Source organism: Mycolicibacterium aromaticivorans JS19b1 = JCM 16368 (genome assembly GCF_000559085.1).
Classification (GTDB): domain Bacteria; phylum Actinomycetota; class Actinomycetes; order Mycobacteriales; family Mycobacteriaceae; genus Mycobacterium; species Mycobacterium aromaticivorans.
On record NZ_JALN02000001.1, the window covers coordinates 4,574,331 to 4,600,759 of the forward strand.

A 26,429-nucleotide genomic window follows, 5' to 3' on the forward strand; every position below is an offset into this window, starting at 1 on the left:
GCAGACTGTGCGTCGGTGACAACGAATGAGCACGGCCACTACGACGAGGCCGACCGTGAGCGGGTGGTGCACGAGCCGCCGAAGACTGCCGGGTTGCCCGGTACGTCGACGGAGCACCGCACCGACTTCGCCCGCGACCGTGCGCGCGTGCTGCACTGCGCCGCTCTTCGCAGGCTGGCCGACAAGACTCAGGTGGTCGGTCCGCGGGAGAGTGAAAACCCGCGCACCAGGCTGACGCATTCGCTGGAGGTCGCCCAGATCGGGCGGGGGATGGCGCTGCCGCTGGGATGTGACGCCGACCTGGTGGATATGGCCGGTCTGGCCCACGACATCGGCCACCCGCCGTACGGCCACAACGGGGAACGTGCGCTCGACGAGTTCGCGGCCGCTTGCGGGGGCTTCGAAGGCAACGCCCAGAACTTTCGCATCCTGACCCGCATCGAACCGAAAGTGCTTGATGCACAAGGGCGCAGCGTCGGCCTGAACCTGACCCGTGCGGGGCTGGACGCTGTCACGAAGTATCCGTGGTTTCGTGAACGGGGCGTGCGCAAGTTCGGCTTCTACGAAGACGACCGCACTCTCGCCGAGTGGGTGCGAGACATTGCGCCGTCGCGACGCCCGTGCCTGGAGTCCCAGGTGATGGACTGGGCTGACGACGTGGCCTACTCCGTGCACGACGTCGAAGACGGCGTGGTGTCGGGCCGGATCGACCTGCGGGTGCTGGCCGACTCCGACGCCGCGGCCGCTCTGGGCACGTTGGGCAAGTCCAGCACGATCGCCGCCGTCGATCTCGAGGCCGCCGCCCAGCGGTTGTCCCAGCTGCCGGTGGTCGCCGGGGTCGGCAAGTACGACGGCACGCTCGCGGCGTCGGTGGCACTCAAGCGGCTGACCAGTGAACTGGTCGGCCGATTCGCCTCCGCGGCGGTTCGGCTCACCCACGAGGTCGCCGGGCCGCAGCCGCTGGTGCGCTATCAGGCGGATCTACAGGTACCCGCGACGGTCCGCGCCGAGGTGGCGCTACTCAAGACGCTGGCGCTGCAGTTCATCATGTCCGACCCGCGGCACCTGGAATTGCAGGCGCAGCAACGGGAACGCATCCACCGGGTGGCGAACTGGCTGCTCGACGGCGCGCCCGCGACACTCGATCCGGTGTTCGCTCCGGAGTTCACCGCCGCCGCTGACGATGCCGCGCGGATGCGGGTGGTCGTCGACCAGCTCGCGTCGTACACCGAAGGCCGGGTGGAGCGCATCGACGCGCACATCGCCGGTGGACCCGCGTCCTAGACTGTGCCGATGACGACAGCGGTGAGCGGAGGTGGAGACCGCAAGGGCCGGATCTCCGAACGCGACATCGCCGCGATCCGCGACCAGGTCCGCATCGAGGACGTCGTCGGTGACTACGTGCAGTTGCGCCGGGCCGGTGCTGATTCGATGAAGGGTCTGTGCCCGTTCCACGACGAGAAGTCGCCGTCGTTCCACGTGCGGCCCAACCACGGTCATTTCCACTGCTTCGGCTGCGGCGAGGGCGGCGACGCCTACGCCTTCATCCAGAAGATCGAGCACGTCAGCTTCGTCGAGGCCGTCGAGATGCTGGCCGACCGCGTCGGCTACACCGTGACCTACAGCGGCGGCGGCACCAGCGTTCAGCGCGACCGTGGCAGCCGCAGCCGGTTGATCGCCGCGAACGCTGCCGCGCAGGAATTCTATGCTGCCGCACTGGAATCCGAGGAGGCTGCGCCTGCGCGGCAGTACCTGACCGAGCGGAATTTCGACGCCGCGTCGGCGCGCCAGTTCGGCTGCGGGTTCGCGCCGTCGGGATGGGATTCGCTGACCAAGCATCTGATCCGCAAGGGCTTCGAGTTCAAGGAGCTCGAGGCGGCCGGGCTGTCGCGTGAGGGCAGGCGCGGGCCGATGGATCGCTTCCACCGCAGGCTGCTGTGGCCGATCCGCACCGCCAGCGGTGAGACCGTCGGCTTCGGCGCCCGCCGAATCTTCGCCGACGACCAAATGGAAGCCAAGTACGTCAACACGCCCGAGACCGTGCTCTACAAGAAGTCCAACGTGCTGTTCGGGATCGACCTCGCCAAGCGCGATATCGCCAAGGGGCATCAGGCCGTCGTCGTCGAGGGCTACACCGACGTGATGGCCATGCATCTGGCCGGTGTCACCACCGCGGTCGCCTCCTGCGGCACCGCGTTCGGAGACGAGCACCTGTCGATGCTGCGGCGGCTGATGATGGACGACAAGTTCTTTCGGGGCGAACTGATCTACGTCTTCGACGGCGACGCGGCCGGGCGTGCGGCCGCGCTCAAAGCGTTCGCCGGCGAGCAGAACCTGGCCGGACAGAGCTTCGTGGCGGTGGCCTCGGAAGAAAAATTGGCCGGGATGGACCCGTGCGACGTCAGGCTCCATTTCGGCGACGGCGCGCTGCGCGACCTGGTGGCACGGCGCACGCCGCTGTTCGAGTTCGCGATCCGCACGGCACTGGCCGAGCACGATCTGGAATCCGCCGAGGGCCGGGTGGCGGCGTTACGCCGCTGCGTGCCGATGGTCGCCCAGATCAAAGACCCCACACTGCGCGACGAGTACGCCCGGCAGCTCGCCGGCTGGGTGGGTTGGGACGACGTCGCCCAGGTGATCGCGCGGGTGCGCGAGGAAGCCGGTCACAAGCCGGCCGGGCGCGACAACAAGCGCGCCGCGCCCGCCCGCACCAAGGTCACCGACGCCGGGGCCCGGCGTCCCGACCCGCGCGACCCGACCCTGTGGCCGCAGCGGGAGGCGCTCAAAGCCGCCTTGCAGTACCCGGCGCTGGCCGGCCCGGTGTTCGACTCGCTGACCGTGGAGAGTTTCACCCACCCCGGCTACGCGGCGGTGCGGATCGCGATCGAGGCCGCCGGCGGGACCTCGTCGGGCATTGTCGGAGCCCAGTGGATCGATACCGTGCGCGAACGTGCCGGTGCGCCGCTGACCGAAGGCCTGATCACCGAGCTCGGGGTCGAGGCGATCCGGGTCGAGGAGGAAGAGAAGCTGCCGCGGTACGTCGGCGGCGTGCTGGCCCGCCTACAGGAGGTCTGGGTGGGCCGTCAGGTCGCCGAGGTCAAGTCCAAGCTGCAGCGGATGTCGCCGGTGGAGCAGGGCGACGAGTACCACGCACTCTTCGGTGACCTGGTCGCGTTGGAGGCGTATCGGCGCAGTCTGCTGGAACAAGCCAGCGGCGATGACCTCACTGCGTGAAAACTCCCATCGGGTTATGGTTAACGCGCTGCCTGTCTCCGGCGAAAGGTCAGATATGACTACCGCGAACTCTCGTGCCCGGCGTATCGCCACCTTCGGTGCGCTTGCCGTGGCCGTGGCTGCGGTGCCGGCCCTGGTGGCACTGGAGCACTCCACCCCGTCGACCACCACGGCTACCGGCGGCACCTGCCTGGCCTGGTTCGGGTCGCGCGGCGACGGGCAGTGCCTGTCGTACTCGAACAACAACGTGAGTGTCGGAACCCCGCAGCTCGGCGTCTACGGTCCCAACGCGGGGTCGATGCCCGGTGGCGGTGTCGGTGTGAGCACCGGCCCGCTTCTGCCGGGTCAGACCATCAGCATCCCGATGGGCTAGGTTTCCCGGCTCCTATTTCTCCGACCGCTGCGGCTCGACGACGGTGGTGTTGGCGTCGATCTCGGTCAGCGTGACCATCTTCGGGTCCGGATCAGGTGACACCCGGTCGGCGAGCTTGCGGCGTCCTGCGTCGATCACGGTTTTGGTGGCGGGATTGTCGGTGATGGCGCGGTAGGTGCCGACGATCTGCTCGTAGCGCTTACGGCCAGCCTTGGTGCCCAACACATAACCCACGCCGAGCACGGCCAGATACTGGATCACTGGGTTCCCTTCCTGAATTCTCGCCCCTCCATCCTGCCTGACGTACCTGTGTTGGCGCGCGCCCGCCGGTTTGGCATCCGGGGTCCCCGGTAAGCTAGAGTCACTTTCCGGTCCGCATCAGCGCGAAGGCACTCACGCGGGCAGCAGATAGTCCCCTGTAGCTCAATTGGCAGAGCTTCCGACTGTTAATCGGACGGTTCTTGGTTCGAGTCCAAGCGGGGGAGCCAGGTCAAAGGCGTTTCCGCGATCCCGAGGGGATAGCCTTGGATGCGGTCACCGCCCCGATCGCACCGGGCCGCCGCGCAACCGCAGGCCGGTCCCGGGAGGTCCGAAGCTGAACGCCATTCGCGCGAACAACGTGAAACACAGTGACGCGCAATAACTATGGGTGTCGCCGCTGTGTTCGGCACCGCCTGCGGAGCAACCGGCATCCGGGCCGTCAATTCAATTGAGCTTTCATCGAAGTCGCGGCGGGGTGCGGCATCGATGCATTTTCGATGTGTTCCTGGCGGCCAGCGCATATTCGAACCCTCAAAGAAGCCGTCGTTACGTTCGGGTGGTCCTCGACCACGCATGCAACGCAGAAGCAAGGTAAACCATGGCAAGTGGTTTGAGCGTCCTGGCGGAGAGCGCCGGCCGATACGTTCATTGGGGCGTCATCCAGATATCGGTGACCAATCTGACCATCATCGCCGTGATGATGCTGGTTTTCATCCTCGCCCTGGTGATCCCATTCCCGTCGCACGGCGAAAGCGCCGACGATGAACGTGGGCCGCAATGACGACCACCGCCACCGAGCCGCCGCAAGCCCCCGCGAGCGAAACGTCGAACTGGACGACCCGAACTCGTAAATGGATCGTCGGCCTGGTTCCGCCCGGCCAGGCGCTGCCCGACAGGCAGCCGGTCTACGTCGCGTCATGGATCTATGTCTTCGGGGTGCTGACGCTGGCAGCGCTGGTCATCGTAATCGCGTCCGGGTGCGTACTCGCAGTGGGCGGCCCAATGTGGTGGCACGTATCCGGACTGGGGCACTACACCAATTCCGTGCATCTGTGGAGCGTGCAATTGCTCTTCGGATTCATGGTCATTCACCTGTGGGGGAAATTCTGGATGGCGGCCTGGCGCGGCGGGCGGTCGTGGACATGGATGACCGGCGTTGTGCTGTTCCTCATCTCGATCGGGACCTCGTTCACCGGGTTCCTGGCTCAGTCCAACTTCGACTCGCAGTGGATCGCCGGTCAGGCCAAGGACGGCTTGAACTCGGTCGGTGTTGGTGCCTGGTTCAACGTGCTCAACCCGGGACAGATGTTGATGTGGCACATCGTCTTGCTGCCCCTGATCGTCGTCGTCATCACGCTGGTGCATGTGATCCTGGTCCGGCGCCACGGAGTTGTGCCTCCTATCGACGTAGTCGGGGAAGGCTGAGCCATGGCTAGGAGAACGCCAGATTCGCACGACTTTCCCACCCGGTCCTACGATCTCGTCAAAGAGTTCGCCGTCGCGCTTGCGGTGGTGCTGGTCCTCAGCATCGGGCTCGCCGCAATCTTCTCCTCGCCGGACGAGAAGCCCGTCACCATGTTGGGCTGGGCCCAGGCCGCGCCGGATGACGTGGTCGCCACCGCGGTCGGTGAACTCGCGGGCACGACCACCAGCGCCGGCTACGGCCCCCCGTACAACAGCGCCTCCGAAGGCCAGAAACTCGGGCCCCTGCCGCTGCAGAAGTTGGGCGGTGTCCGGCTTCCCGTGGATTCCGCAAGCCTGGTGCTGGATCCGCTCAGCGGCATCGCCAACAACCCGAACCTCACCGCCGCATTGCAAGAGTGGAACGCTGCTGCGCCTGACCAACGCACCAAGTGGGCGACCGATTACTCGGATGCCATCGGCACCGCGGCCGCGGACGATCAACCGGCCACCGGGGCGGGTGGCGATCCTGCCAAGGTCGCCCCTGGCGAGTACGGCCCGGTGCCGACGCTGGCGAGCGCATTCCTCGGAGTCGCACAGACCGGCGGCCTCGAAGGCGCGCTGACCTCGTCGGGCAACTTTTACGGCGGCGACGCAACCCGCTCGCTGCTGCTGCTCTCCGACGGCGCCTACCTCGAGGATCAGGCTCGCGCCAAGCATCTCGCCGGCGACCAGTGGGGAATGATGAATGAAGTGGGCAATGCCCCTGGCCAGCCATGGATGTGGCTATACACCTTCTGGTACCAGGTTCCGCCATTCTCGACGTCAGGTAATGCCGACGCGCTGGTCTGGGGCACGATGATGCTGCTGACACTGTTGCTGCTGTTCGTGCCCTTCATCCCCGGGCTGCGTTCGATCCCACGGTGGATTCCGATTCACCGGCTGGTCTGGCGGAACTACTACCGCCGCATCAAGACGTCGTAGCGGTCGCGTGCGCTGCGCTCGCGCCTCGCGTCACAGCCACAGGTACAGGCCGGACAGCAGCGCCCACAACGCCACGCAGTAGACCTCGAACGCCACCCGCAGCGGGATCGGCGCATGCCGTAACTCCATGAAGTCCAGGCCCACCAGCCGCACCTTGATCGCCGCGATCGCCAGCACCGCGATCGCCACCAGCGAGCCGGTGCCGTGCTCGGCACCCAGCGCGAACGACGCCAGCGTGGCGGCCACCAGGATCAGCCAGCTGACGCCGGCCCGGTTACGCATCAACTGCAGCATCAGCTCACCAGGTACAGGAGAGGGAACAGGACGATCCACAGCAGGTCGACCAGGTGCCAGAAGCAGCCGCCGCCTTCGATGACCGCCAACCGGGTCGCCGACAGCTCGGTGCGCCGCGTCTGGGTCATCATCGCCGCCAGCACCACGATGCCGATGCAGACGTGCAGCATGTGCAGGCCGGTGAGGATGAAGTAGTACAGGTAGAAGTGATTGACGCCGGCAGTGTGCCCGTCTCGAACCAGCAGGACGTACTCGGTCACCTTCAGCGCCACGAACACCACGCCGCAGCCGGCCGCGATCACCAGGGCCCGGGCGGCGATCGCCCTCGCGCCCGTTCGCAGACCACCGATCGCTGCCACCACGAACAGCGAGCTGGTCAACAGCACCAGCGTGTTGACCAACCCGATGTTGACATGCAACGTTTTACGGGCGGCGTCGAAAACCTCTGGCGCCTTTGATCTTTCGACCATGAACGTGGCGAAAAAGGCCGCGAACACCAGCATGTCGCCGAGCAGGAAGACCCAGGTTCCCTGTTCGCCCGGGATGCGGCGGCCGGCGGTGGTGGTACCCGCCGTCATGCTTGTTCGGCGCGTTGCTGCGCCTTGATGCCGCGGTTGAGCACGTAGGTGGTGCTGAACATCCACACCGTCAGCGCCAGCCCGGGGATGTAGAACGCGAACACCCCGTGCCAGGCCAGCGGGCCGTCGTTGAACACCACCACCACGCAGCCCGGCAGCGACAGCAGCGCCACCCACAGGTTCAGGTAGCCGTACCAGCGGGGGAAGGTCTGCGGTTCGGTGCTGTCGATGAACGACGCGATCGCCAGCGTGATGTTCTGCATGATGATCGTGCCGACGATGCCGATGAACATCAGCCAGAACACGTCGTTGAGCGCCTGGGTGATCTCCGGCGACCTGCTCTCGGGCCGAAACGCCGCCGCGGCCAGCACGAGGAACGGGAACAGCAGTGCGGGAACGAATATCGTCGCCGCGAACAACTGCGTCATCGACAACATGCCCCAGCGTCCTTCGACGCGGCGGATCCGCAGCACGATGGTGGCCAGGAAGGGCAGGGCGATCACCGATGTCATCAGGCAGCCTGCGATACCGATGCGGACCCAGATCTTGTGGTCGATGAAGAAGTCGGCGACCTCCGTCGGCGACAACACCGGGGAGATCGGCGGGAACAGCCGCGCCAACCCGGACATGCAGGTGCCGTACAGCACGATCATGATCGTTCCGCACCATGCGCCGATGCGCTGCAGCGTGAGCTCCACGGCCGCGACCTTACCGAGTCACACCAGTAGTTTTGTCAAAAGTGTCAAAACCGTCAGTCGAGGATGTTCTCCGGGTGCAGCATCTCCGCGTACCGCAGTTGTTCGGGAATCCCGAATCCGTCGACCAGCAGCTCGGCGTGCGGCCGAAGATCGCGGCAGCGTTGGTTGATGCCGCGGGTCACGGCCTTGGCCCGCTCGGTGGACAGGAACCGGTGCTCGATGAACCACGCCTTGTCATCCTCGATCACCGACAGGGCGTACAGGTCGCACACCATGCCGAGGATGTTGCGGGCGTCCTCGTCCTCGCAGGCGTCTATACCAGCGACGAAGGCCTCGAGCACAATCCGGTCGATGTGCGCCTTGGCGGTGTGCAGCACGTGATCCTGCACGGAATTGAAGGCGTCGAACGCAGACATCTCCTTGGACTTGCGTTGCAGCCGGCGCGCCACCGATGCCAGCAGGTACTCCTCCCGGTCCTCGAACATCTTGACCTGGGTGCCGCGGTTGAACAGGCTGCCCTCTTCCTCGTTGTCCTGGCGGGAATCGAGGATGGTCTGCATGATCGCCTCGGCCGCAGTCCTTTTCAGCACGCGGTCGCCGGCGAAGTTGGCAGCGAAGCGCACCCACTCCACCGGGCTCATCCCCTTGATGTCGTCGGCGTAGGCGGTCAGCAGTTCCTTGGCGACCAGTTGGGTGAGCACATGGTTGTCGCCTTCGAACGTGGTGAACACGTCCGTGTCGGCGCGCAGCGCGATCAGCCGGTTCTCCGCGAGATAGCCTGCGCCACCGCATGCTTCGCGAGCCTCCTGGATGGCGGTGCTGGTGTGCCAGGTGTTGGCCGCCTTCAGCCCGGCCGCCCGGGATTCGAGCTCGCGCTGTTCCTCGGCGTCGGGGTTGTCCGAGGTCTGCAGGTCGTGCAACCGGGCCACCAACTCGTTCTGGGCGAACTGCAACGCATAGGAGCGGGCGATCAGCGGGAACAACCGGCGCTGGTGCACCAGGTAATCCATGATCAGCACTTCGTCGTCGTCATCGGGTGCACTGAACTGCTTGCGCTGCAAGGCATATCGCACCGCGATGTCCAAGGCCACCCGCCCCGCGGCCGCCGCGCTGCCACCGACGGTGACCCGGCCGCGGATCAGGGTGCCCAACATGGTGAAGAAACGCCGGTTCACGTTCTCGATGGGGGACGAGTAGGTGCCGTCGGCGGCGACGTCGCCGTACTTGTTCAGCAGGTTGTCGCGGGGGATACGGACGTTGTCGAACATGATCCGGCCGTTGTCGACGCCGGGGAGGCCGCCCTTGTAGTGGCAATCCGAGGTGGTGATGCCGGGCAGGTCATTGCCGTCCTCGTCCCGCAGTGGAACGACGAAACAATGCACGCCGTGCGATTCGCCTCCTGTGATCAGCTGTGCGAAAACCGCTGATACCTTTGCGGTTTCGGCCGCACCGCCGATATAGTCCTTGCGCGACGTCGGCGTGGGGGAGTTGATCACGAACTCCTGGGTCGCCGGATCGTAGGTGGCGGTGGTCTCCAACGCCTGGACATCGCTGCCGTGCCCGGTCTCGGTCATGCCGAAGCAGCCCATCAGGTCCAGGTCGATGATGCGCTGGACGTAGGCCTTGTGGTGGCGCTCGGTGCCGAGGTTCTCGACGGCGCCGCCGAACAAGCCCCACTGCACGCCGGCCTTGACCATCAGCGACAGGTCGGACATCGCGAGCATCTCGATGCGAGTGACGGCGGCGCCCACATCACCGTTGCCGCCGTGCTCCTTGCGGAAGCCGTCCTCGGCGGCGCCTTTGGCCGCCATGATCTTCATCTGCTCAGCCACCTTCGCGCGGGCGATGACGGTGTTGGGCGTGTAGTGCGGCCGGAAGACTTCGGTGGAAAGTTCCTCTCGCACGGCGTTCTTGACGTCTCGCCAACGGCCGTCGAGCGCGTTCCGGAGGTGCTCCGCAGTGGTGGTCATGGCATGAAGGTATCCACGCAGCGCATTTGGCAAACGCGGATGTGGCAAACACAGGCGAACCTCAGTGGATGTGTCGCGACGGGCTGGCGTTCAATGGCGCGTATGGCCGAGTCCGAGGGGGTCCCCGAACCGGGACACCTGCCCCACGACATCGATCACTCCCACCCCGACGTCACCGGAGGCTGGCTGCGTGCGGCGACCTTCGGGGCAATGGACGGATTGGTCTCCAACAGCGCGCTGATCGCCGGCGTCGCGGCCGGCGCCGGGGCCCACACCGTGGTGCTCAGCGGTGTCGCCGGATTGCTCGCGGGCGCATTCTCGATGGCGCTCGGCGAATATACGTCCGTCACTACCGCCAACGAACAGATCGACTCCCAGGTACGCATCGAACGGCGCTCGTTCGAGCGACATCCGCACGCCGAACGGGACGAACTGGTGTCGATGTTGATGGACATGGGGATGTCTGAGGCCACCGCGCGTCAGGCCACCGAGGAGATTCATCGCGACGAGGAACAGGCGGTGCATTTCCACCTGTCGCAGGAGCTCGGCGTCGACCCGCGGGAGAAGCCGTCCCCGGTGATCGCGGCGGTCTCGTCGTTCGTGATGTTCGCCCTGGGTGCGATCATCCCGCTGCTTCCATACCTGTTCGGTTCGGACAAGCTGTGGCTGGGTCTGATGTGCAGCGGAGCCGGACTGTTGGTGGCCGGTGCGGTGGCCGCGAAGTTCACCAAGGGCTCGATGTGGCTCGGCGCCGGACGACAATTGGCGTTCGGCGCCATCGCGATCGCCGCCACGTATGCGGTCGGAAATCTCGTCGAAGCCACCTTGTGAGCAATACGCTGGCGCGGTGATTCGTAGCGTCGGGAAGCTCGGCCCATTGAAGGTGTCGGGCCTCGTGTGGTGGCAGATGCGCTGGGACCTGCTGGCGATCATCGTGGTGGCTGCGATCTTGATCCCCATTCCCGACCCCACCCAGATCGATTACGCCTCGGCGGTGTTGTCGGTGTTGGGTATCGGCGCTTCGGTGTTCATCGGCTTCCGTAACACCACCGCCTACAACCGGTGGTGGGAGGCCCGAACGCTGTGGGGCAACGTCATCATCAACTCGCGCGCCACCTACAACACGCTGTGCGCGGTGGACTCCGGTTCCCCGGAGATGGCGGATGTTCTGAGCCGGATGCGTCGCCGGCAGGTGCGCTATGCCTGGCAGCTCGCCGCGGACTTGCGCAAGATCTCAGCGGTGGCGGGCGTCGCCGATCTGACGCCGGAAGATCCCGCCGACATCGGCGCCACCGATCTGATGACCCGCCAAGCGGTCGACATCCAAACCCTTTCGGCGAACGGACATGTCGACAACCAGGCCCGCGTGATGCTGATGAACGTCAACACCGCTCTGGTGAGCGCCCAGAGCGGGCTGGAGCGTATCCGCAACGAGCCGATTCCGCTCCAATACGAGGTCTTCGTCCGCGGACTGGCGTGGTTCTTCGCGATCATGGCATTCAGCAGGCTCGACGGCTCGTCACACCCGTACGCCGGGGTGATCATCGGCCTGCTGCTGATGGCGGTGTTCATCGGCGCCGAGCGACTCGGGCACTTCATCGAGCAGCCCATGCAAAACGGAATCTTCGACATCGCGATGTACCGGTTCTGCGGCGTGATCACCGGCGACCTGTTGGGCAGGGACCATCCGCTGGCTCAGCCCAGGGAAAGCGCGAAGGCCACCATCTGGATGTGAGTGCTCACGGCGTTGAGCAACAACGGTTTCAGCTGTCGCTGCCGATGGTCACCGCGGTGGCCTGCTCGGTGATCTCCTCGATGTCATCTTCCTCGGTGTCAATAGCGCCCAAGTGGCGGGCAGTCAGCGCCAGCACCCCGGCCCCGAGTAGCACCGCACCGGCACCGACCCAGAACGGCAGGTGCACGCTGACCCGCTCACCGAGCACGCCGGCCAGCCAGGGTGCGACGGCGGCGCCGCCGAAGCGCATGAAGCTGTAGGCCGCGGAGGCGACACCGCGTTCGACGGGTGCAGCCTTCATGACCGTTTCGGTGATCAGCGTGTTGTTGATGCCGATGAACAGGCCGGCGATCACCACACAGGTGGCCAGGATGGTCTTGTTGTCGGTGCCGACGGCCATCACGACCAGGAGTGCCGAGAAGCACAGCAGATTCAGCAGCAGCACCCGGACGGTGCCGAAGCGATGCTGCAGGCGGGGTGCCACCACCACCGAGGTGAACGCGAGGCACAGACCCCAGCCGAAGAAGATCAGCCCGATCTCATGTGCGTTCATGTCGAGTGGGAACGGGGTGAACGCCAGCAGCGTGAAGAAGCCGAAGTTGTAGAGCAGTGCGGTGACCGCGACCCCGAGCAGGCCCCGGTGCCGTAGCGCGCGAAACGGGTCGGCCAGTGTGGTCATCCGCTGCGGGCGCGGCGTCTCGGGCAGCAGCAGCGCCGTAACCACCAGGGCGATGGTCATCAGCACCGAAACCCCGAAAAATGGCCCACGCCAAGAGATTCCACCCAGCACGCCGCCGACCAGTGGGCCGACTGCGATGCCGAGCCCCAGCGCGGCTTCGTAGAGAATGATCGCCTGGGCGACCGATCCGCGCGCGGAGTTGACGATGGTGGCTAGCGCGGTCGCGATGAACAGCGCATTGCCCAGTCCCCACAGTGCGCGCCAGCCGACGATGCCCATCACGGTGTCGCTCATCCCGGCGAGTCCGGCGCCGGCGATGATGATGACCAGGCCGAGCAGCAGCGTGCGCTTCGGGCCGATACGGCTCGACACCACGCCGGTGACCAGCATCGCCACGCCCATGACAGCCATGTAGCTGGTGAACAGCAGCGACACCTGCGACGGCGTGGCGTTGAGATTGTCGGCAATCGGTTTCAGGATCGGATCGACGAGTCCGATGCCCATGAACGCGACGACGGATGCGAACGCAACGGCCCAGACGGCCTTGGGTTGGCGCCACATGAGTGGCTCACTCCTCACTACTTCGGTGACGTGTCGAGGTCGTCGAGGAGGCGATGCAATGCTCCGACGGCGGTCGACAGGATTTCGCGGTCCTCGTCCGAGAGGCGCTCGATGCGCGGATCGATCACTGCGGCGCGGTCCGCGCGGACCTGGGTGAGCATTGTCTTGCCCTCAGGGGTGATGCGAATGCGGACCGCACGCGCATCGTCGGGATCAGGGGTGCGGGCCACCAAGCCGGCATCCTCGAGACGCCGGACCTGCGTGGTCATCGTCGGCTGCGAGCAGTGGTCGAGCTCGGCCAGATCGGAGATGCGGGCCTCGCCCTGGTCGTCGATCGTGCTCAGCAGCCGGGCCTGCGCCCACGGCAGCGGCAGCCGGATCCGCTGGGTGGCCAGCCGGTTGAGCCGGGCGACGACGGTGAGCAGCTCAGACCCCAAGCCCGCGTGCGACGTGGACGCGGCGCCGGGGTGCTCCTGGGTGGGCGTCGGAGTCATACCTACCATATTTACATAGAAATACTATGTTGTCTCCCGGCTGGCCGGTGTCATTTCTCACAGCATTCCCACAGGCGGCCCTGGCCGCGGCAGGCCGAGACCCCGAGCAGCCCGCGGCGACTGGCAGAATCAGGTGATGACCGCGACGAGACCGGAGGCCCCTGCGCAGCAGCCCTCCCGATCGTCGCTTGCTCGCCATCGAACAGGATCGCTGTCACCCGTCGAGATGGCGCAAGCCTCCGTGATGGCCGCGTTGGCCGCCGCCATGGCGATCATCTCCGTCGTCGTGCCGTTCGCCGGGGGACTCTCGCTTCTCACCACGGTGCCGATGGGACTGCTTGGATACCGGTACCGCCTGCGGGTGTTGGTCGCGTCGACGGTCGCGGCGAGCGTCGTCGCCTTCCTCATCGCCGGGATCAGCGGGCTCATGGTGGTGGTCAACTGCGCCTACGTCGGTGGGTTGGCCGGCATCATGAAGCGCCGGCGGCGTGGCACCCCGACGGTGATCGCGGTGGGCCTGGTCGCGGGCGTGGTGTTCGGTTTCTTCATCATCGCCGCATTGACCGTGCTGGTTCGGCTGCGCACGCTGACGTTCGAGGCGATGACGGCCAACTTCGACGGTGTGGTGTCGGTGATGTCGCGCTTCGAGCCGTTCCGGCCTGCCGCCGAGGACGCGCGGCACATGTTCGGCGTCGCCTTGCAGTATTGGCCTGCGCTGCTGATGGTCTACGCGATGTTCTCGATCATGGTCGTCACCCTGGTGGGGTGGTGGGCGTTGTCGCGGGTGCTGGACCGCTTGCGCGGCATTCCCGATGTGCACAAGCTCGAGACGCCCGACGAATCCGGCCCGGTCGCACCGGTTCCGGTGCGCCTGGTCGACGCCGGGTTCCGTTACCCCAACGCCGCGCGCGACGCGCTGCGACCCGTGAGCTTGTCGGTCGACGTCGGCGAGCACGTGGCGATCACCGGTGCCAACGGCTCCGGCAAGACCACGCTGATGCTGCTCCTGGCCGGACGGAGCCCTACCTCCGGCACGATCGAGCGGCCCGGTTCGATCGGACTGGGTAAGCCGGGCGGGACCGCGGTGATCCTGCAGCACCCCGAAAGCCAGGTTCTGGGAACGCGAGTCGCCGACGACGTGGTGTTCGGACTGCCGCCAGGGACGCACACCGATATTCCGGCTCTGCTCGACGAAGTCGGCCTGGCGGGCATGGAGGAGCGCGATACCGGCGGACTGTCCGGCGGTGAGCTGCAGCGACTCGCGGTGGCCGCCGCGCTGGCCCGCACGCCGTCGATGCTGATCGCCGACGAGGTCACCAGCATGGTGGACCAGCGCGGCCGTGAGGCATTGCTGACCGTGCTGTCCGGTCTGACCGAACGCCACCGGATGGCGTTGGTGGCGATCACCCACTACAACAACGAAGCCGATACCGCCGACCGGATCGTCGATCTCACCGAGTCGCTGGACAACACCGACATGGTCGAAAGCGCTGCCGCGCCGACGGCGACGATCAGTGCTGCGCCGCGCGCCGCCGAACCGGTGTTGCAGCTCGGCCATGTCAGCCACGAATACGCCGCGGGTACACCGTGGGCCAAGCCCGCGCTGACCGATGTCAACTTCACCGTCCACGAGGGCGACGGCCTTCTCATCCACGGCGGCAACGGTTCTGGCAAGTCGACCCTGGCCTGGATCATGGCGGGCCTGACCACGCCGACATCCGGCGTGTGTTTGGTGCGCGGGCGCCCCGCACCGGAATGCGTCGGCGAGGTGGCCATTGCTTTTCAGGCCGCCCGGCTGCAGTTGATGCGCAGTCGCGTCGATCTGGAAGTTGCTTCCGCAGCCGGTTTTTCACCCCGCGACACAGCCCGGGTGCACGCCGCGCTGGCCAAGGTCGGCCTGGATGCCTCACTGGCCGGGCGTCGCATCGACCAGCTCTCGGGCGGGCAGATGCGCCGGGTGGTGATTGCCGGCCTGCTGGCCCGCTCGCCGCAGGCACTGATTCTCGACGAGCCGTTGGCCGGTCTCGACGCAGCCAGCCAGCGTGGGCTGCTGCGGCTACTGAGCGATCTGCGCCGCAACAGCGGGCTGACCGTCGTGGTGATCTCGCATGATTTCGTCGGCCTCGAGGAGCTGTGCCCACGCACTCTGCATCTGCGCGACGGTGTGCTCACCACCGCACCGACCGCGGAGGAAGTGTCGTGACGACCGCCCGCCAGCCTCGCCCGGTGGTGCTGCTGCGTCCGGTGCCGGGCACGTCACCGATACACGAGCTGTGGGCCGGCACCAAACTGGTTGTGGTCCTTGGTTTCTCGGCCCTGTTGGCGTTTTATCCGGATTGGGTGCCGATCGCTCTGGTCGCGATCCTCATCGGCACCGCGATCCGCATGGCCCGCATCCCGCGCGGCGTGCTCCCGTCGGTACCCAAGTGGCTGTGGTTGCTGCTGCTGCTCGGTGCTGTGACCGCGGCGCTGGGCGGTGGAGCGCCGGTACTGCATCTGGCGTCCCACGCCTTCGAACTCGGTGGCCTGCTGAAGTTCGTGCGCATCACCGTGGTGGCGATCGTGCTGCTGGCCCTGGGGATGATGGTGTCGTGGACGACGAACGTCGCCGACATCGCGCCCGCGGTGGCGCGGCTGGGCAGGCCGCTGAAGTTCTTCCGCATCCCGGTTGACGACTGGGCGGTTGCTCTTGCCTTGTCGCTGCGGGCTTTTCCGATGCTGCTCGACGAGTTCCGGTTGCTTTACGCCGCGCGACGGCTGCGGCCGCGGCCGGTACTGACCAGTCGCCGGGCCCGGCGCCGGCGGTGGGCCATCGAGATGGTGGACCTGATGTCGGCCGGCGTCACAGTGGCGCTTCGGCGCGCTGACGAGATGGGGGACGCGATCACCGCGCGCGGTGGGACCGGCACGATCTCGGCGGCGCCGTCGGGGCCCAAGCGTGCCGACTGGGTGGTTCTGGCGATCTGCGCGCTGGTGGGCGTGGTGTCCGTCGGCCTGCAGGTGACGGTGCTCGCCGGTATCTAGCGCGACGCCGCGGTATTGGCCGCCTGCTGGGCGGATGCCAACGCCTGGTCGACGGGTGTTCTGCCCAGGAACATTTCATCGAAGTACGGCTTGATCGCCTGATATCCGGCGGCGAAGCCCGGTCCGCCGGGCGCGGCGATGCGCGGGCCGTCGAGCACCCGGAAGAACGGCGTCACGTCGACGCCCTTCGCTGACCAGTAGTCGAAGTACTCCTGCTGGGCAGACAGCACTGCCGGGATCGCGGCGCCGTGGCGGCCGACGTAGGAGTTGCCACGGTCGCCACCCAGCCAGGCCAGCACCTCGCGCACCGCGTCGGGGTGAGGGCTGATGGGATTGCCTGCGGCGACAATGCCGTTGGTCACGCTGACCCGTCCCGCCGGTCCGGCCGGCAGCGGCGCCACGCCCCAGCGGAACGTCGCCTGCTCGGCGATCTGGGCCAGGTTGTAGGTGCCTGACTGGAACAGCGCCATCCGCCCGGACAGAAACTGGTTGCGGGAGAAGTCGCCGTTGTCGTTGGTGTCCGAGGCGGGCGGGGCGACCCGGTCGGTGTTGATCAGGCCGATGACGTAGCGGAACGCGGTGGCGGCCTGCGGGTTGTCGAAGGCGAACCGGTCCCCGGCGGAGAACACCCCGCCCGCCGAGCCGATGTAGTTGAGGTAGATGGCCTGTAAGTCGTTGGCGGCGTTGTACGCCCACTGCCTGCCGTGGGTCAGGCGGGTGAGCAGGGGGCGCAGGGTGTCGATGCCCGGGTCGGGATCCCAGCGCAGCGAGTTCAGTGCGGCGGGGTCGACGCCGTCGGCGGCTAGCAGATCGGCGTTGTAGTACAGGGCGATTCCGGCATCGGTCAGTTGTGGCACGCCCCACAGCGCGCCGCCCCGGGTGAATTGCGCGATCACCGACGGATCCCAGTCCAGGCTCGGCGCCACCGACATCAGCCGATGGTTGTCGGCGTATTCGGCGAAGTTCGCGTTGTTGAGCCAGAAGATGTCGTCGGCGCCGCCGCCTGCGACATCGGTCCGCAGGGTGGTGAAGTAACTGGCGTAAGGGACGACGTTGGTGCGCACCTCGATGTCCGGATGCGTGCGGCTGAATTCGGTGAAGGACTCGGCGTAGGCTGCCGCCACCTGCGGGTCCCACAGTCGCACGGTGATCACGGTCGTGCCCGACGGTCCGCCTGTGCGGCCCAGCACCACGGCAGAGGAGAACAGGACCACAGCGACCGCGATCAGCCCGGCCAGCATCCGGGTGGAGAACCGTGGCGGCCAGCTCATTTGAGCCCGGTGACGACGATCGAGCGCACGATCTGACGCTGGAACACCAGGAACAGCGCGATCAGCGGGACGATCGCCACCGTCGTCGCCGCCATCACCAGCGTCCACTGGGCGTTGTACTGGGTCTGCAACCCCGCGGTCGCGACGGTGAGCACCCGCCAGGCGCCGCCGCTGGTGATGACCAGCGGCCACATGAACGAATTCCATTGACTTACAACGGTGATCAGGGTCAGGGTCACCAGGATCGGCTTGCTGGCCGGCAACACCACGTGCACCAGCACGTCGAGGGTGTTGGCCCCGTCCAGCCGGGCGGCGTTGACCAGGTCGGCGGGGATTCCGCGAAAGTACTCGCGCAGCAGGAAGATCGCGTAGGGGGAGCCGAACACGAACGGCAACACCAACGCCCAGAACGTGTTCCGCAAGCCCAGCTCGGCCATCATCAGATACAGCGGCACCACGGTCACCGTGCCGGGGACCATCAGCGTCGCGATGTAGATCCAAAACATGGCGTCGCGGCCGGTGAACTCCAGGCGGGCGAACGCGTAAGCCGCCAGGACCGAGAACGTCAGCTGCGCCAGCGTGATGATCGCCGTCATCAGTGCTGTCACCGCCAACGCCCGGCCGAATCCGGCATCGCCCAAGGCGCTGTAGTTGGCCAAGGTCGGCGGGCTCGGCAGCGACAGCGGAGTTCCGGTGGCGAACTGCTGCGCCGAGGTGAACGAGGTCAACAAACCCAGCCCGAACGGTGCCAGGGTGATCACTGCACCGGCCAGCAGACCCAGGTAGATCAGCGCATTACGTGAGGTCATAGCTGATCCGGCGACGGAAGTAGAGGTGCTGGACGATCGTCGCGCCGACCAGGATGACGAACAGCACCAGTGCCATGACTGCTGCCCGCCCGATCGCGGCGGCGCCGAACGCCTCGGCATAGATCCGGTGCGCCACCAGATCGGTGCGCCCGGCGGGCCCGCCACCGGTCAGCGCGTACACGGTGTCGAACACCTGCGCCGCGCTGACGATGCCGGTGACCGAGACGAAGAACAGCGTGGGCCGCAGCATCGGCAGCGTGATGTGCCAGAACCGCTGCCGGCTCGTCGCGCCGTCGAGTCGGGCCGCGGCGTGGATCTGCGGCGGAATCGCCAGGATCCCGGCGAGGAAGAACAGCGTCACGTAGCCGACGTTCATCCACACCGTCACCGCCGAGACGACCGGCAACGCCAGCCCGGGATCGGTCAGCCACTCGACGCGACGCCCCAACACGGTGCTCACCGCGCCGTCGGTCGGCGCCAGGATCCAATGCCACAGCACCGCGACCGCCAGCGGCGAGCACACCCACGGCACCACGTACACGGTGCGGAACACGCCGCTGCCCGGCAATTCGCGGGACAGCAATGCCGCGGCAAACAACCCCAGCAGGATCTGCACCGGAACAACGATCGCGATGAACGCCAGTGTCACCAGCAGGGAGTTGCCGAAGCCGGCGTCGGTGAGCACAGAACGCCAATTATCCAGTCCCACATAGCGGATGGGGCCCAGAAGATCCCACCGGTGCAGGCTCAGCCACAGCACCACCAGCATGGGCAGCAACAGGAAGCAGACGACCCCGAACAGGCTCGGTGCGAGCAGCGTGTACCCCAGCAGGGTCGAGCGCACACGCCGAGTCGTCACCTTGGCCATTAAAGCGGGTCACCGAGCCGCCCGTTACCGTGTAGCACGTGAGTCACCGTGACGTTGACGCCGACTTTCTGGCCCTGCCGCGCCATGCGCTCGCCGACGCTGCCCTGTCGGCGGCCCACGCGGCCGGCGCCAGCTACGCAGATCTGCGGATCCACGCGATCACCAGCGAGGTGGTGCAACTACGCGACGGCGAGCTGCAGAGCGCGGTCACCGACCGGGAGATCGGGCTGGCAGTGCGGGTGATCGTCGACGGCACCTGGGGGTTCGCCTCGCACGCCGAGCTGGCCCCCGAGGTCGCCGCCGACACGGCGCGCCGTGCGGTCGGTGTCGCCACCACGCTGGCGCTGCTGAACGCCGAGCGCATCGAGTTGGCGGCCGAACCGGTGTACAGCGACGTGACGTGGGTGTCGAACTACGGGATCGACCCGTTCACCGTGCCGACCGCCGACAAGATCGCTCTGCTCGGGGAATACTCCGGTCGCTTGATGGCCTCCGACGGGGTCGATCACGTCTCGGCGATGGTGATGACCGTCAAAGAGCAGACGTTCTACGCCGACACCTTCGGCTCGTCGATCACCCAGCAGAGAGTGCGGCTGCAGCCGGCGCTGGAGGCGGTGGCCGTCGACGCGACCGCCGGCAGCTTCGAGTCGATGCGCACGCTGGCCCCGCCGACCGCCCGCGGCTGGGAGGCGGTGGTAGGCGACGAGGTCTGGGACTGGAGTACCGAACTGGCTGAGCTGCCCAGCATGCTCGCCGAGAAGACCAAGGCGCCGACGGTGGTTGCCGGGCCGACCGATCTGGTGATCGATCCCACCAATCTGTGGCTGACCATTCACGAATCCATCGGCCACGCCACGGAATACGACCGGGCGATCGGCTACGAAGCCGCCTACGCGGGTACCTCGTTCGCCACCCCGGACAAGCTGAACACGATGCGCTACGGCTCGCCGGTGATGACCGTGACCGCTGATCGGACCGTCGAATATGGTTTGGCCACAATCGGATACGACGACGAGGGGGTGGCAGCCCAGAGCTGGGATCTGGTGCGCGACGGCATCTTCGTCGGTTACCAACTCGACCGGGTGTTCGCGCCGCGGTTGGGCCACACCCGATCCAACGGCTGCAGCTATGCCGACTCCCCACACCACGTCCCGATCCAGCGGATGGCCAACGTCTCGCTGCAGCCCGGCGCGGAGGATCTGAGCACCGATGACCTGATCTCCCGGGTCTCGGACGGCATCTACATCGTCGGCGACAAGTCCTGGTCGATCGACATGCAGCGCTACAACTTCCAGTTCACCGGCCAGCGGTTCTACCGGATCCGCGACGGACGGCTGGACGGTCAGTTGCGCGACGTGGCGTATCAGGCCACCACCACCGATTTCTGGAATTCGATGGAAGCCGTTGGCGGGCGCCAGACCTGGCGTCTCGGCGGGGCGTTCAACTGCGGCAAGGCCCAGCCCGGTCAGGTGGCCGCGGTCAGCCACGGCTGCCCGTCGGCGTTGTTCCGCGGGGTGAACGTGCTCAACACGCGCGAGGAAGCGGGCCACGCATGATCCCCGCCCAGCAGGTCGTCGAGTTGGCATTGCAGGCCGCCGGCCAGTCAGGTCGGGCCGACGAGACGATCGTGATCGTCACCGATCGGGCCGAGGCCTCGCTGCGGTGGGCCGGGAACTCGATGACCACCAACGGTGTTTCGACCACCCGGTCGACCACCGTCATTTCGATTGTACGCAAAGGCAATACGTCGCATACAGGTGCGGTCCGCAGCAGTGACGTGAACCCCGCTGCGATCGCGGTGTTGGTGGCCGCTGCCGAACACGCTGCCCAGGCCGCTCCCGACGCCCGCGACAATGCGCCGCTGCTGACCGGTAGCGGTACGCCCGACGACTGGAACGAGTCGATCCCGGAGACCGGGGCGGGCGTGTTCGCAGATGTCGCCGAATCACTGTCCCGCGGCTTCGGGCGCACCGACCGGTTGTACGGGTATGCCCACCACGTCGTCGAGACCACGTTTCTGGCCACCTCGACCGGGATCCGCCGCCGCTTCACCCAGCCGACCGGAACCGTCGAGATCAACGCCAAACGCGACGGTGCCAGCGCATGGGCGGGCATCAGCACGCCATGGTTCGCCGACGTGCCCACCGACACGCTGCTCGACGATCTTGCGATGCGCCTCGGCTGGGCCAACCGGACCGTCGAGCTGCCGGCCGGCCGCTACGAAACCGTGATGCCGCCATCCGCGGTGGCCGACATGATGATCTACCTCGGCTGGTCGATGGACGGTCGCGGCGCCGAGGAGGGCCGGACGGCGTTGTCGGCGCCCGGCGGCGGCACCAGGGTCGGGGAGAAACTCACCGAACTGCCGCTGACGATGTACTCCGATCCGTTCGCACCGGGCCTGGAGTGCGCGCCGTTCGTCGCGGCCACCAGCGGTTCGGAGACGGTCTCGGTGTTCGACAACGGGCTCGACATCGGGCGGGTGGACTGGATCCGCAACGGCGCCATCAACGCACTGGCCTACCCGCGCGGCGCGGCCGCCGAGTTCGGGACGACGGTCGCGGTACCCGCCGACAACCTGCTGATGACCGGCGGCAGCGCCGAGTTGGCCGACATGGTGGCGGCCACCGAGCGCGGGCTGCTGCTGACCACGCTGTGGTACATCCGCACCGTCGACCCGACCACCCTGCTGCTGACCGGGCTGACCCGCGACGGGGTCTACCTGATCGAAGACGGCGAAGTCACCCGGGCGGTCAACAATTTCCGCTTCAATGAGAGCCCGTTGGATCTGCTGCGCCGCGCCACCGAGGCGGGCGTGCCCGAGCAGACGTTGCCGCGTGAATGGGGCGACTGGGCGACCCGAGCGGTGATGCCGACGCTGCGAATCCCCGACTTCCACATGTCGTCGGTGAGCCAGGCGCAATAATCGGCAGATGGCCGATGATCTCGACGCTGTCCTGACCCAGCTGGTGGTGCAATCACCGGCCGACCTGCAGCGGCTGGTGGGACTGATCCGCACCACCTGTGGCGACACCCTCTCGTTGACTCCGCTGCCTGCGCAAACGCCGGTGAGCGCGCCCGAGTCGGACGCCGAGAAGGTGGTGGCTGAGTTCGCCGAGCAGTTCAGCGTGGACGTGTCGGCGATCTCCGACCGTCAGCGGGAAGCGCTGACCGGTGCGCTGGGTGCGGCGAGCTTCGCCGCGGTGATCCAGATGTTCTTCGCCGACTTCCTGCCGCGGGTGCGCAATGGTCTGGAGGTACTCGGGTTGCCGGTCGGCTGGGTGCCGGAGGCGCCGATGTGGGATCCGGGCATCGATGCCGGTGACATGTTGTTCAACCAGCTGCTGCCCGGGGTGGCGCGGCTGCGGTCTCTGGACCCGGTCACCACCGAGGTGGTGCGCCTGCGCGGAGCTGTCGCCCACAACTGCCGGCTCTGCAAATCGCTACGCGAGAGCAAGGCTTTGGACGCCGGCGGCAGCGAATCGATGTACGACGACATCGAGCACTTCGAGTCCTCCGAACTGCTGAGCGATGCGCACAAGGCGGCGCTGCGTTACGCCGATGCGCTGATCTGGTCACCGGCGCGGATCAGTCCGGCGGTGGCCTCCGGTGTACGCGAGCACTTCTCGCAGGAGCAGGCCCGCGAGCTGACCCTGGACGTGATGCGCAACGCCAGCAACAAGATCGCGGTGTCGTTGAAAGCCGATCAGGCCCGCGTCGCCGACGGCACCGAGCGCTACCTCATCGACGAGGACGGTCAGACCGTCTTCGCCTGAGCGAGCGCGGCCAGAGCGGCGTCGACGTCGGTGTCGGTGGTCGCCCACGAACAGACGAACCGGGCGGCGGGCTTGTGCGGGTCGGGGACGTGCACGGCGAAGTGTTGTCGCACGGCGGCCAACGCGTCAGCGGGCAGGTCGACGAACACTTCGTTGGCGTCGGTGGCCGACGCCACGTGCAGGCCGAGTTCGGTCAAGCCTGAGCTGAGCTTGCGAGCCATGGCATTGGCGTGGGCGGCGGTCTCGAGCCAGGCGCCGTCGGTCAGCATGGCCTCGAATTGCGCTGCGACATAACGATGTTTGCTGGCCAGGTGGCCGATCTGCTTCTGGACGAACTCGATACCGGTGAAGCGCTCGGGGCGGCGCACCAAGATCGCGTCGCCGAACAGCATGCCGTTCTTGGTGCCGCCCACCGTCACGATGTCGGCGTCGCCGACGGCGTCCAGAGGCGAGGTGCCAAGGGCCGCAATGGCATTGGCAACGCGGGAGCCGTCAACATGGACCAGCAGGTCGAGCTCGTGCGCGTGGTCGACGAATGCCGCGATCGCCTCGGGCTGCCAGACGCGACCGTTTTCGGTGGACTGGGTGATGGTGACGATGCGTGGTTGAGAGTGGTGCACCTCGCCGCGGCGGGTGATGCGACGATCCAGCAGAGCCGGGTCGATGAGGCCGTCGTCGCTCGGCAGCGCGATGAGGCTGGCGCCGGAAACCCGGACGGGCCCGCCGGCCTCGTCGAGCAGGCTGTGGGCGACGTCGCTGCAGAGGATTTCGTGCCAGGGCCGTACGGCGGCGGTCAGCGCGATGATGTTCGCGCCGGTGCCGGTGAAGGCGAACAGAACATCGGCGCCGGGGGAGTCGAAGGCGTCCCGGATCCGGTCGGCCGCGCGGTGAGTGATGGGGTCACCGCCGTAGGACATGACAGCGCCGTCATTGGCGGCCTGGATCGCCTCGAGGGCCCGGGGGTGTGCGGGAGCGGCGTTGTCGGAGGCGAAAGCGCTGGAAGGGATCGGCACAGTCACCATCGTGCACCGCAGGGTGAGTGAAAGTGTTGCCGGCCGGTGCTCGCGCCGGGAGACTGGTGCGATGTCTGAAGCCGAACCCCACAAGACGGACACCACCGCAGGGCTCTCACCGCTGGCCGGCCAGCTGGAGAAGGTCGCTGAACAGCTCGGGGTGAAGTCGGTTCTGGTGATGCGCTCGGAACCCGATTCGATGGTGGTAGCGGCGACTGCCGGTGAGGCCACTAAGCACTACACGGTGGGAGCGGCCGGCAAGAAGGCCCGTGACGACGGTTCTCGGGTGCCCCTCTACTGCGAGAAGGTGGTCGACGCTGACAGCCCGCTGTTCGTGCGGGATTCGCGCGAGGATGCGACATTCGCCGGCAATGAGGACGAGACAGAGTTCGGCCTGCACAACTATCTGGGCCTGCCGGTACACGACGCATCGGGAAACGTGGTGGGCACGGTCTGCGTGCTCGACGATTCCGCGCGCGAGTACACCGACGAGCAGCGCGAGCAGCTTTCGGCGCTCCGCGGTGATGTCGAAGCGGTACTGCGCAATGACGGCACCGCCCTGGGCTGAGGCCGACCTTGTACCTCGGGGCGATGCGGACGTGCGACGATAGGGTCCGCACAAGGGGCGGTAGCTCAGTCGGTTAGAGCCGTGGACTCATAATCCATTGGTCGCGGGTTCGAGCCCCGCCCGCCCTACTTCAGAGGCTGTTTTTCAAGACCGATTCTTTATAGGGATCGTTCATGCATCGTTTATGCCGGTCGGCTGGGGCCAACGGCTGGACTTGATGACCTGCGCCCAAGGGCCGCGTACAGCCGTCAGAGCATCCGTCGGTGAAAGGGTAAGACGGGATTGGCCTCCGAGCTGGTTCTGCCAGTCGGCCGTGTTGGCAAGGTCATGAAGTCGCGGAGAACCGGCGGGCTGTTGGTAGGCCCAAAAGCGACGCTAGAGACCCAGGCGACTACTTCCCGGCGGCTTGTACGCTCGGCATTGCGACGGACGGGCCGGGTGGCGACGCTGCTTGTGGTGTCAGCCCAGGTAAGGGGACTCTTGGTACCCCGGGAGTGCCGAGCCGTCCGGCAAGCCACGGCAGTGCAGCGCCAAAGGCCTGTGCCGCGAAGGGCCAGTCGTGCCTGCCTGGCTGCGTCACGACGGTGCATCGAATTCCGTGCGCGCTGCCCAGCCCGCAGAGCGTATTGGCGGCTAGGTCTTGGCCCTCGGGGTTGGCGGCGGGATCATGGACACCGTCGGTGGCAACGTCCATTCCGGCCTCGGTGAGAGAGCGGTGCTGCGGCTGGGGGTTACCTGGGATGTCGAACCAGCCGGTTACCGCGCTGTAATGGCCGTGGCTGGTGATGACTGCGCCCGGGTCGAACGCAGCGTATGCGTCGGCGTTGCCCCCGAACAGTGTGCCGATGGTCTGCGTCTTGTCTCCGACATTGGGGGCGATGTCGCCAGCGATGTCGACAAACGCGCTGAACATGTCGGGATGCATCACGGTCAGGTCGACTGCGCAGGTACCACCCATCGACCAACCGAGAATACCCCAGTTCGCCCTGTCTGCGCTTACCCGGAAGTTCGAAATTAGGTACGGCACTACGTCTTTGGTCAGATGGTCGGCGGCATTCCCACGACTTCCGTTGACGCATTCGGTGTCGTTGTCGAATGCACCGGTGGCATCGACGAATACCAGCACCGGAGCATTGCCGCCATGCACGGCAGCGAAGTCGTCGACGATGTGTATCGCATGACCGGCCCGCAGCCAGTCGGCGGGGGTGTTGAGTGCTGAGCCGATCATCATCACCGTCGGCAACCGGGGTGCCGGGTTGCTGTCGAACCACGCCGGGGGCAGATATACCAACTCCCGGCGGTGATGGAATCCCGATGCATTGTCGGGGATCGCCACCGGGACGACGACGCCCTTGGCCGGCCGGACACCTTCCAGTTGCATCATGGTCACCGTGGCCCGGTCGATCTGGTCCGGTAGTGGGCCCGCGGTGAGCTGGTTCCAGGCGGTGTGGGCGGTCGGGAAGTAGCCGACCCAAAGGTTGACCGCGAGCGCGGCGCTGAGCACACATAGCGGCACGGCCAGGACGGCCAGACCGCGCCGCCACCACCGCGTGCTTCGCCAGCCCAGCGCCAGCCCACCCACCGCCAGGCCGATGGCCGCGATCCAAACCCACAGCACCGGCGGGGCCGGGTCGCCGGCCACGCCCAACCCGTCGATGTACCAGTGTGCCCACGCCGCTAGCGCCACACCGCCGGCCATACTCACCGGAAGCCACAACCGCCGCCAGCGCCGAGACCGCCAATTGATCGCGCATCCCAGCACCACCGCGGTGATCGTTTGAACGGCTGTCGGCAGCCAGCCATGGATCAACGACAGGTGACCGATGAAGTGGCGCACA

General features: G+C 66.7%; 26 protein-coding genes and 2 tRNA genes. 16 read left to right on the forward strand and 12 right to left on the reverse strand.

The window, feature by feature from the left end; translation table 11 throughout:
- Nucleotides 1-15 precede the first annotated feature (15 nt).
- The 3 genes from Y900_RS21820 to Y900_RS21830 are packed head-to-tail and all read left to right on the forward strand — an operon-like array spanning nt 16 to nt 3,607.
- Nucleotides 16-1,284: a deoxyguanosinetriphosphate triphosphohydrolase gene (locus Y900_RS21820; RefSeq protein WP_036347488.1), complete on the forward strand. Its 1,269-nt coding sequence runs from the start codon at nt 16-18 to the stop codon at nt 1,282-1,284.
- A gap of 9 nt (nt 1,285-1,293) precedes the next feature.
- Nucleotides 1,294-3,234 (forward strand): DNA primase, encoded by a 1,941-nt coding sequence (dnaG, locus tag Y900_RS21825; protein WP_036347490.1) that lies wholly within the window; start codon nt 1,294-1,296, stop codon nt 3,232-3,234.
- Nucleotides 3,235-3,289: 55 nt separating this feature from the next.
- Nucleotides 3,290-3,607, forward strand: a complete 318-nt coding sequence (locus Y900_RS21830) for a DUF7155 family protein (RefSeq protein ID WP_036344476.1) — start codon at nt 3,290-3,292, stop codon at nt 3,605-3,607.
- 12 nt (nt 3,608-3,619) lie between these two features.
- Here Y900_RS21830 and Y900_RS21835 read toward each other — a convergent pair whose 3' ends face one another.
- On the reverse strand, nt 3,620-3,868 hold the full coding sequence (locus tag Y900_RS21835; protein ID WP_036344477.1) for a hypothetical protein: 249 nt from the start codon (nt 3,866-3,868) through the stop codon (nt 3,620-3,622).
- Nucleotides 3,869-4,019: 151 nt separating this feature from the next.
- On the opposite strand from Y900_RS21835, the gene Y900_RS21840 reads away from it, so the two are divergent.
- The 4 genes from Y900_RS21840 (at nt 4,020) to Y900_RS31815 (ending at nt 6,253) form a co-directional block, all read left to right on the forward strand.
- Nucleotides 4,020-4,095: transfer RNA gene (locus tag Y900_RS21840), tRNA-Asn, on the forward strand.
- A 371-nt stretch (nt 4,096-4,466) separates the two neighbouring features.
- Nucleotides 4,467-4,649, forward strand: coding sequence for a hypothetical protein (locus Y900_RS21845; protein ID WP_036344479.1), 183 nt, complete (start codon nt 4,467-4,469; stop codon nt 4,647-4,649).
- A complete protein-coding gene (locus Y900_RS31810) occupies nt 4,646-5,293 on the forward strand; it encodes a cytochrome b N-terminal domain-containing protein (RefSeq protein WP_036344480.1) in 648 nt (215 codons plus the stop codon). Before Y900_RS21845 ends, Y900_RS31810 begins: the two co-directional genes overlap by 4 nt.
- 3 nt (nt 5,294-5,296) lie before the next feature.
- A complete protein-coding gene (locus Y900_RS31815) occupies nt 5,297-6,253 on the forward strand; it encodes a hypothetical protein (RefSeq protein WP_036344482.1) in 957 nt (318 codons plus the stop codon).
- 30 nt (nt 6,254-6,283) lie between these two features.
- On the opposite strand, the gene Y900_RS21860 is transcribed toward Y900_RS31815, so the two are convergent.
- The 4 genes from Y900_RS21860 to Y900_RS21875 all read right to left on the reverse strand — a co-directional run bounded on the left by Y900_RS21860 (nt 6,284) and on the right by Y900_RS21875 (nt 9,793).
- A complete protein-coding gene (locus Y900_RS21860; RefSeq protein ID WP_036344484.1) occupies nt 6,284-6,547 on the reverse strand; it encodes a cytochrome C oxidase subunit IV family protein in 264 nt (87 codons plus the stop codon).
- Complete coding sequence (locus Y900_RS21865) at nt 6,547-7,125, reverse strand: cytochrome c oxidase subunit 3 (RefSeq protein ID WP_036344486.1); 579 nt, start codon at nt 7,123-7,125, stop codon at nt 6,547-6,549. The genes Y900_RS21860 and Y900_RS21865 overlap by 1 nt, the downstream gene beginning before the upstream one ends.
- Complete coding sequence (locus Y900_RS21870; protein WP_036347491.1) at nt 7,122-7,778, reverse strand: hypothetical protein; 657 nt, start codon at nt 7,776-7,778, stop codon at nt 7,122-7,124. The genes Y900_RS21865 and Y900_RS21870 overlap by 4 nt, the downstream gene beginning before the upstream one ends.
- A 98-nt stretch (nt 7,779-7,876) precedes the next feature.
- Complete coding sequence (locus tag Y900_RS21875) at nt 7,877-9,793, reverse strand: acyl-CoA dehydrogenase family protein (RefSeq protein ID WP_036344488.1); 1,917 nt, start codon at nt 9,791-9,793, stop codon at nt 7,877-7,879.
- A gap of 102 nt (nt 9,794-9,895) precedes the next feature.
- Here Y900_RS21875 and Y900_RS21880 point away from each other — a divergent pair, with 102 nt between their 5' ends.
- The gene (locus tag Y900_RS21880) at nt 9,896-10,624 is read left to right on the forward strand and encodes a VIT1/CCC1 transporter family protein (RefSeq protein WP_036344489.1); all 729 of its coding nucleotides are present in this window, start codon (nt 9,896-9,898) and stop codon (nt 10,622-10,624) included.
- Nucleotides 10,625-10,640: 16 nt separating this feature from the next.
- Complete coding sequence (locus Y900_RS21885) at nt 10,641-11,528, forward strand: bestrophin family protein (RefSeq protein WP_036344490.1); 888 nt, start codon at nt 10,641-10,643, stop codon at nt 11,526-11,528.
- Between the two features lie 28 nt (nt 11,529-11,556).
- Here Y900_RS21885 and Y900_RS21890 read toward each other — a convergent pair whose 3' ends face one another.
- A complete protein-coding gene (locus tag Y900_RS21890; protein ID WP_036344492.1) occupies nt 11,557-12,768 on the reverse strand; it encodes an MFS transporter in 1,212 nt (403 codons plus the stop codon).
- Between the two features lie 17 nt (nt 12,769-12,785).
- Nucleotides 12,786-13,262, reverse strand: a complete 477-nt coding sequence (locus Y900_RS21895) for a MarR family winged helix-turn-helix transcriptional regulator (protein ID WP_109751117.1) — start codon at nt 13,260-13,262, stop codon at nt 12,786-12,788.
- Between the two features lie 136 nt (nt 13,263-13,398).
- On the opposite strand from Y900_RS21895, the gene Y900_RS21900 reads away from it, so the two are divergent.
- A complete protein-coding gene (locus Y900_RS21900) occupies nt 13,399-15,465 on the forward strand; it encodes a DUF2232 domain-containing protein (RefSeq protein ID WP_036344494.1) in 2,067 nt (688 codons plus the stop codon).
- Nucleotides 15,462-16,286: a CbiQ family ECF transporter T component gene (locus tag Y900_RS21905; protein ID WP_036344496.1), complete on the forward strand. Its 825-nt coding sequence runs from the start codon at nt 15,462-15,464 to the stop codon at nt 16,284-16,286. The genes Y900_RS21900 and Y900_RS21905 overlap by 4 nt, the downstream gene beginning before the upstream one ends.
- Here Y900_RS21905 and Y900_RS21910 read toward each other — a convergent pair.
- The 3 genes from Y900_RS21910 to Y900_RS21920 are packed head-to-tail and all read right to left on the reverse strand — an operon-like array spanning nt 16,283 to nt 19,234.
- On the reverse strand, nt 16,283-17,557 hold the full coding sequence (locus Y900_RS21910) for an extracellular solute-binding protein (protein WP_036344497.1): 1,275 nt from the start codon (nt 17,555-17,557) through the stop codon (nt 16,283-16,285). The genes Y900_RS21905 and Y900_RS21910 overlap by 4 nt on opposite strands.
- On the reverse strand, nt 17,554-18,366 hold the full coding sequence (locus Y900_RS21915; RefSeq protein ID WP_036344498.1) for a carbohydrate ABC transporter permease: 813 nt from the start codon (nt 18,364-18,366) through the stop codon (nt 17,554-17,556). Before Y900_RS21915 ends, Y900_RS21910 begins: the two co-directional genes overlap by 4 nt.
- Nucleotides 18,353-19,234 carry a carbohydrate ABC transporter permease gene (locus tag Y900_RS21920; protein WP_036344499.1) on the reverse strand — a complete coding sequence of 294 codons (882 nt, stop codon included), beginning with the start codon at nt 19,232-19,234 and terminating at the stop codon, nt 18,353-18,355. The genes Y900_RS21915 and Y900_RS21920 overlap by 14 nt, the downstream gene beginning before the upstream one ends.
- A 38-nt stretch (nt 19,235-19,272) precedes the next feature.
- On the opposite strand from Y900_RS21920, the gene Y900_RS21925 reads away from it, so the two are divergent.
- Genes Y900_RS21925 through Y900_RS21935 form a run of 3 tightly spaced genes read left to right on the forward strand, consistent with a single transcriptional unit; the run spans nt 19,273 to nt 23,010 of the window.
- Entirely contained in the window at nt 19,273-20,790 is a 1,518-nt protein-coding gene (locus Y900_RS21925; RefSeq protein ID WP_036344501.1) for a TldD/PmbA family protein, read from the forward strand.
- Entirely contained in the window at nt 20,787-22,160 is a 1,374-nt protein-coding gene (locus tag Y900_RS21930; RefSeq protein ID WP_036344503.1) for a metallopeptidase TldD-related protein, read from the forward strand. Before Y900_RS21925 ends, Y900_RS21930 begins: the two co-directional genes overlap by 4 nt.
- A gap of 7 nt (nt 22,161-22,167) precedes the next feature.
- A complete protein-coding gene (locus Y900_RS21935; RefSeq protein ID WP_036344505.1) occupies nt 22,168-23,010 on the forward strand; it encodes a carboxymuconolactone decarboxylase family protein in 843 nt (280 codons plus the stop codon).
- Here the strand turns inward: Y900_RS21935 and Y900_RS21940 are convergent.
- Nucleotides 22,992-24,032: a threonine aldolase family protein gene (locus tag Y900_RS21940; protein ID WP_109751118.1), complete on the reverse strand. Its 1,041-nt coding sequence runs from the start codon at nt 24,030-24,032 to the stop codon at nt 22,992-22,994. The two genes, Y900_RS21935 and Y900_RS21940, sit on opposite strands and share 19 nt — an antisense overlap.
- Before the next feature lie 61 nt (nt 24,033-24,093).
- Between Y900_RS21940 and Y900_RS21945 the strand changes: the two genes are divergently transcribed.
- Together Y900_RS21945 and Y900_RS21950 are read left to right on the forward strand one after the other, a co-directional pair.
- Nucleotides 24,094-24,591 carry a GAF domain-containing protein gene (locus tag Y900_RS21945; RefSeq protein ID WP_036344506.1) on the forward strand — a complete coding sequence of 166 codons (498 nt, stop codon included), beginning with the start codon at nt 24,094-24,096 and terminating at the stop codon, nt 24,589-24,591.
- Nucleotides 24,592-24,645: 54 nt separating this feature from the next.
- Nucleotides 24,646-24,719, forward strand: a tRNA-Ile gene (locus tag Y900_RS21950).
- Nucleotides 24,720-24,982: 263 nt separating this feature from the next.
- Here the strand turns inward: Y900_RS21950 and Y900_RS21955 are convergent.
- Complete coding sequence (locus Y900_RS21955; RefSeq protein WP_036344508.1) at nt 24,983-26,428, reverse strand: alpha/beta hydrolase; 1,446 nt, start codon at nt 26,426-26,428, stop codon at nt 24,983-24,985.
- Nucleotide 26,429: the final 1 nt, after the last annotated feature.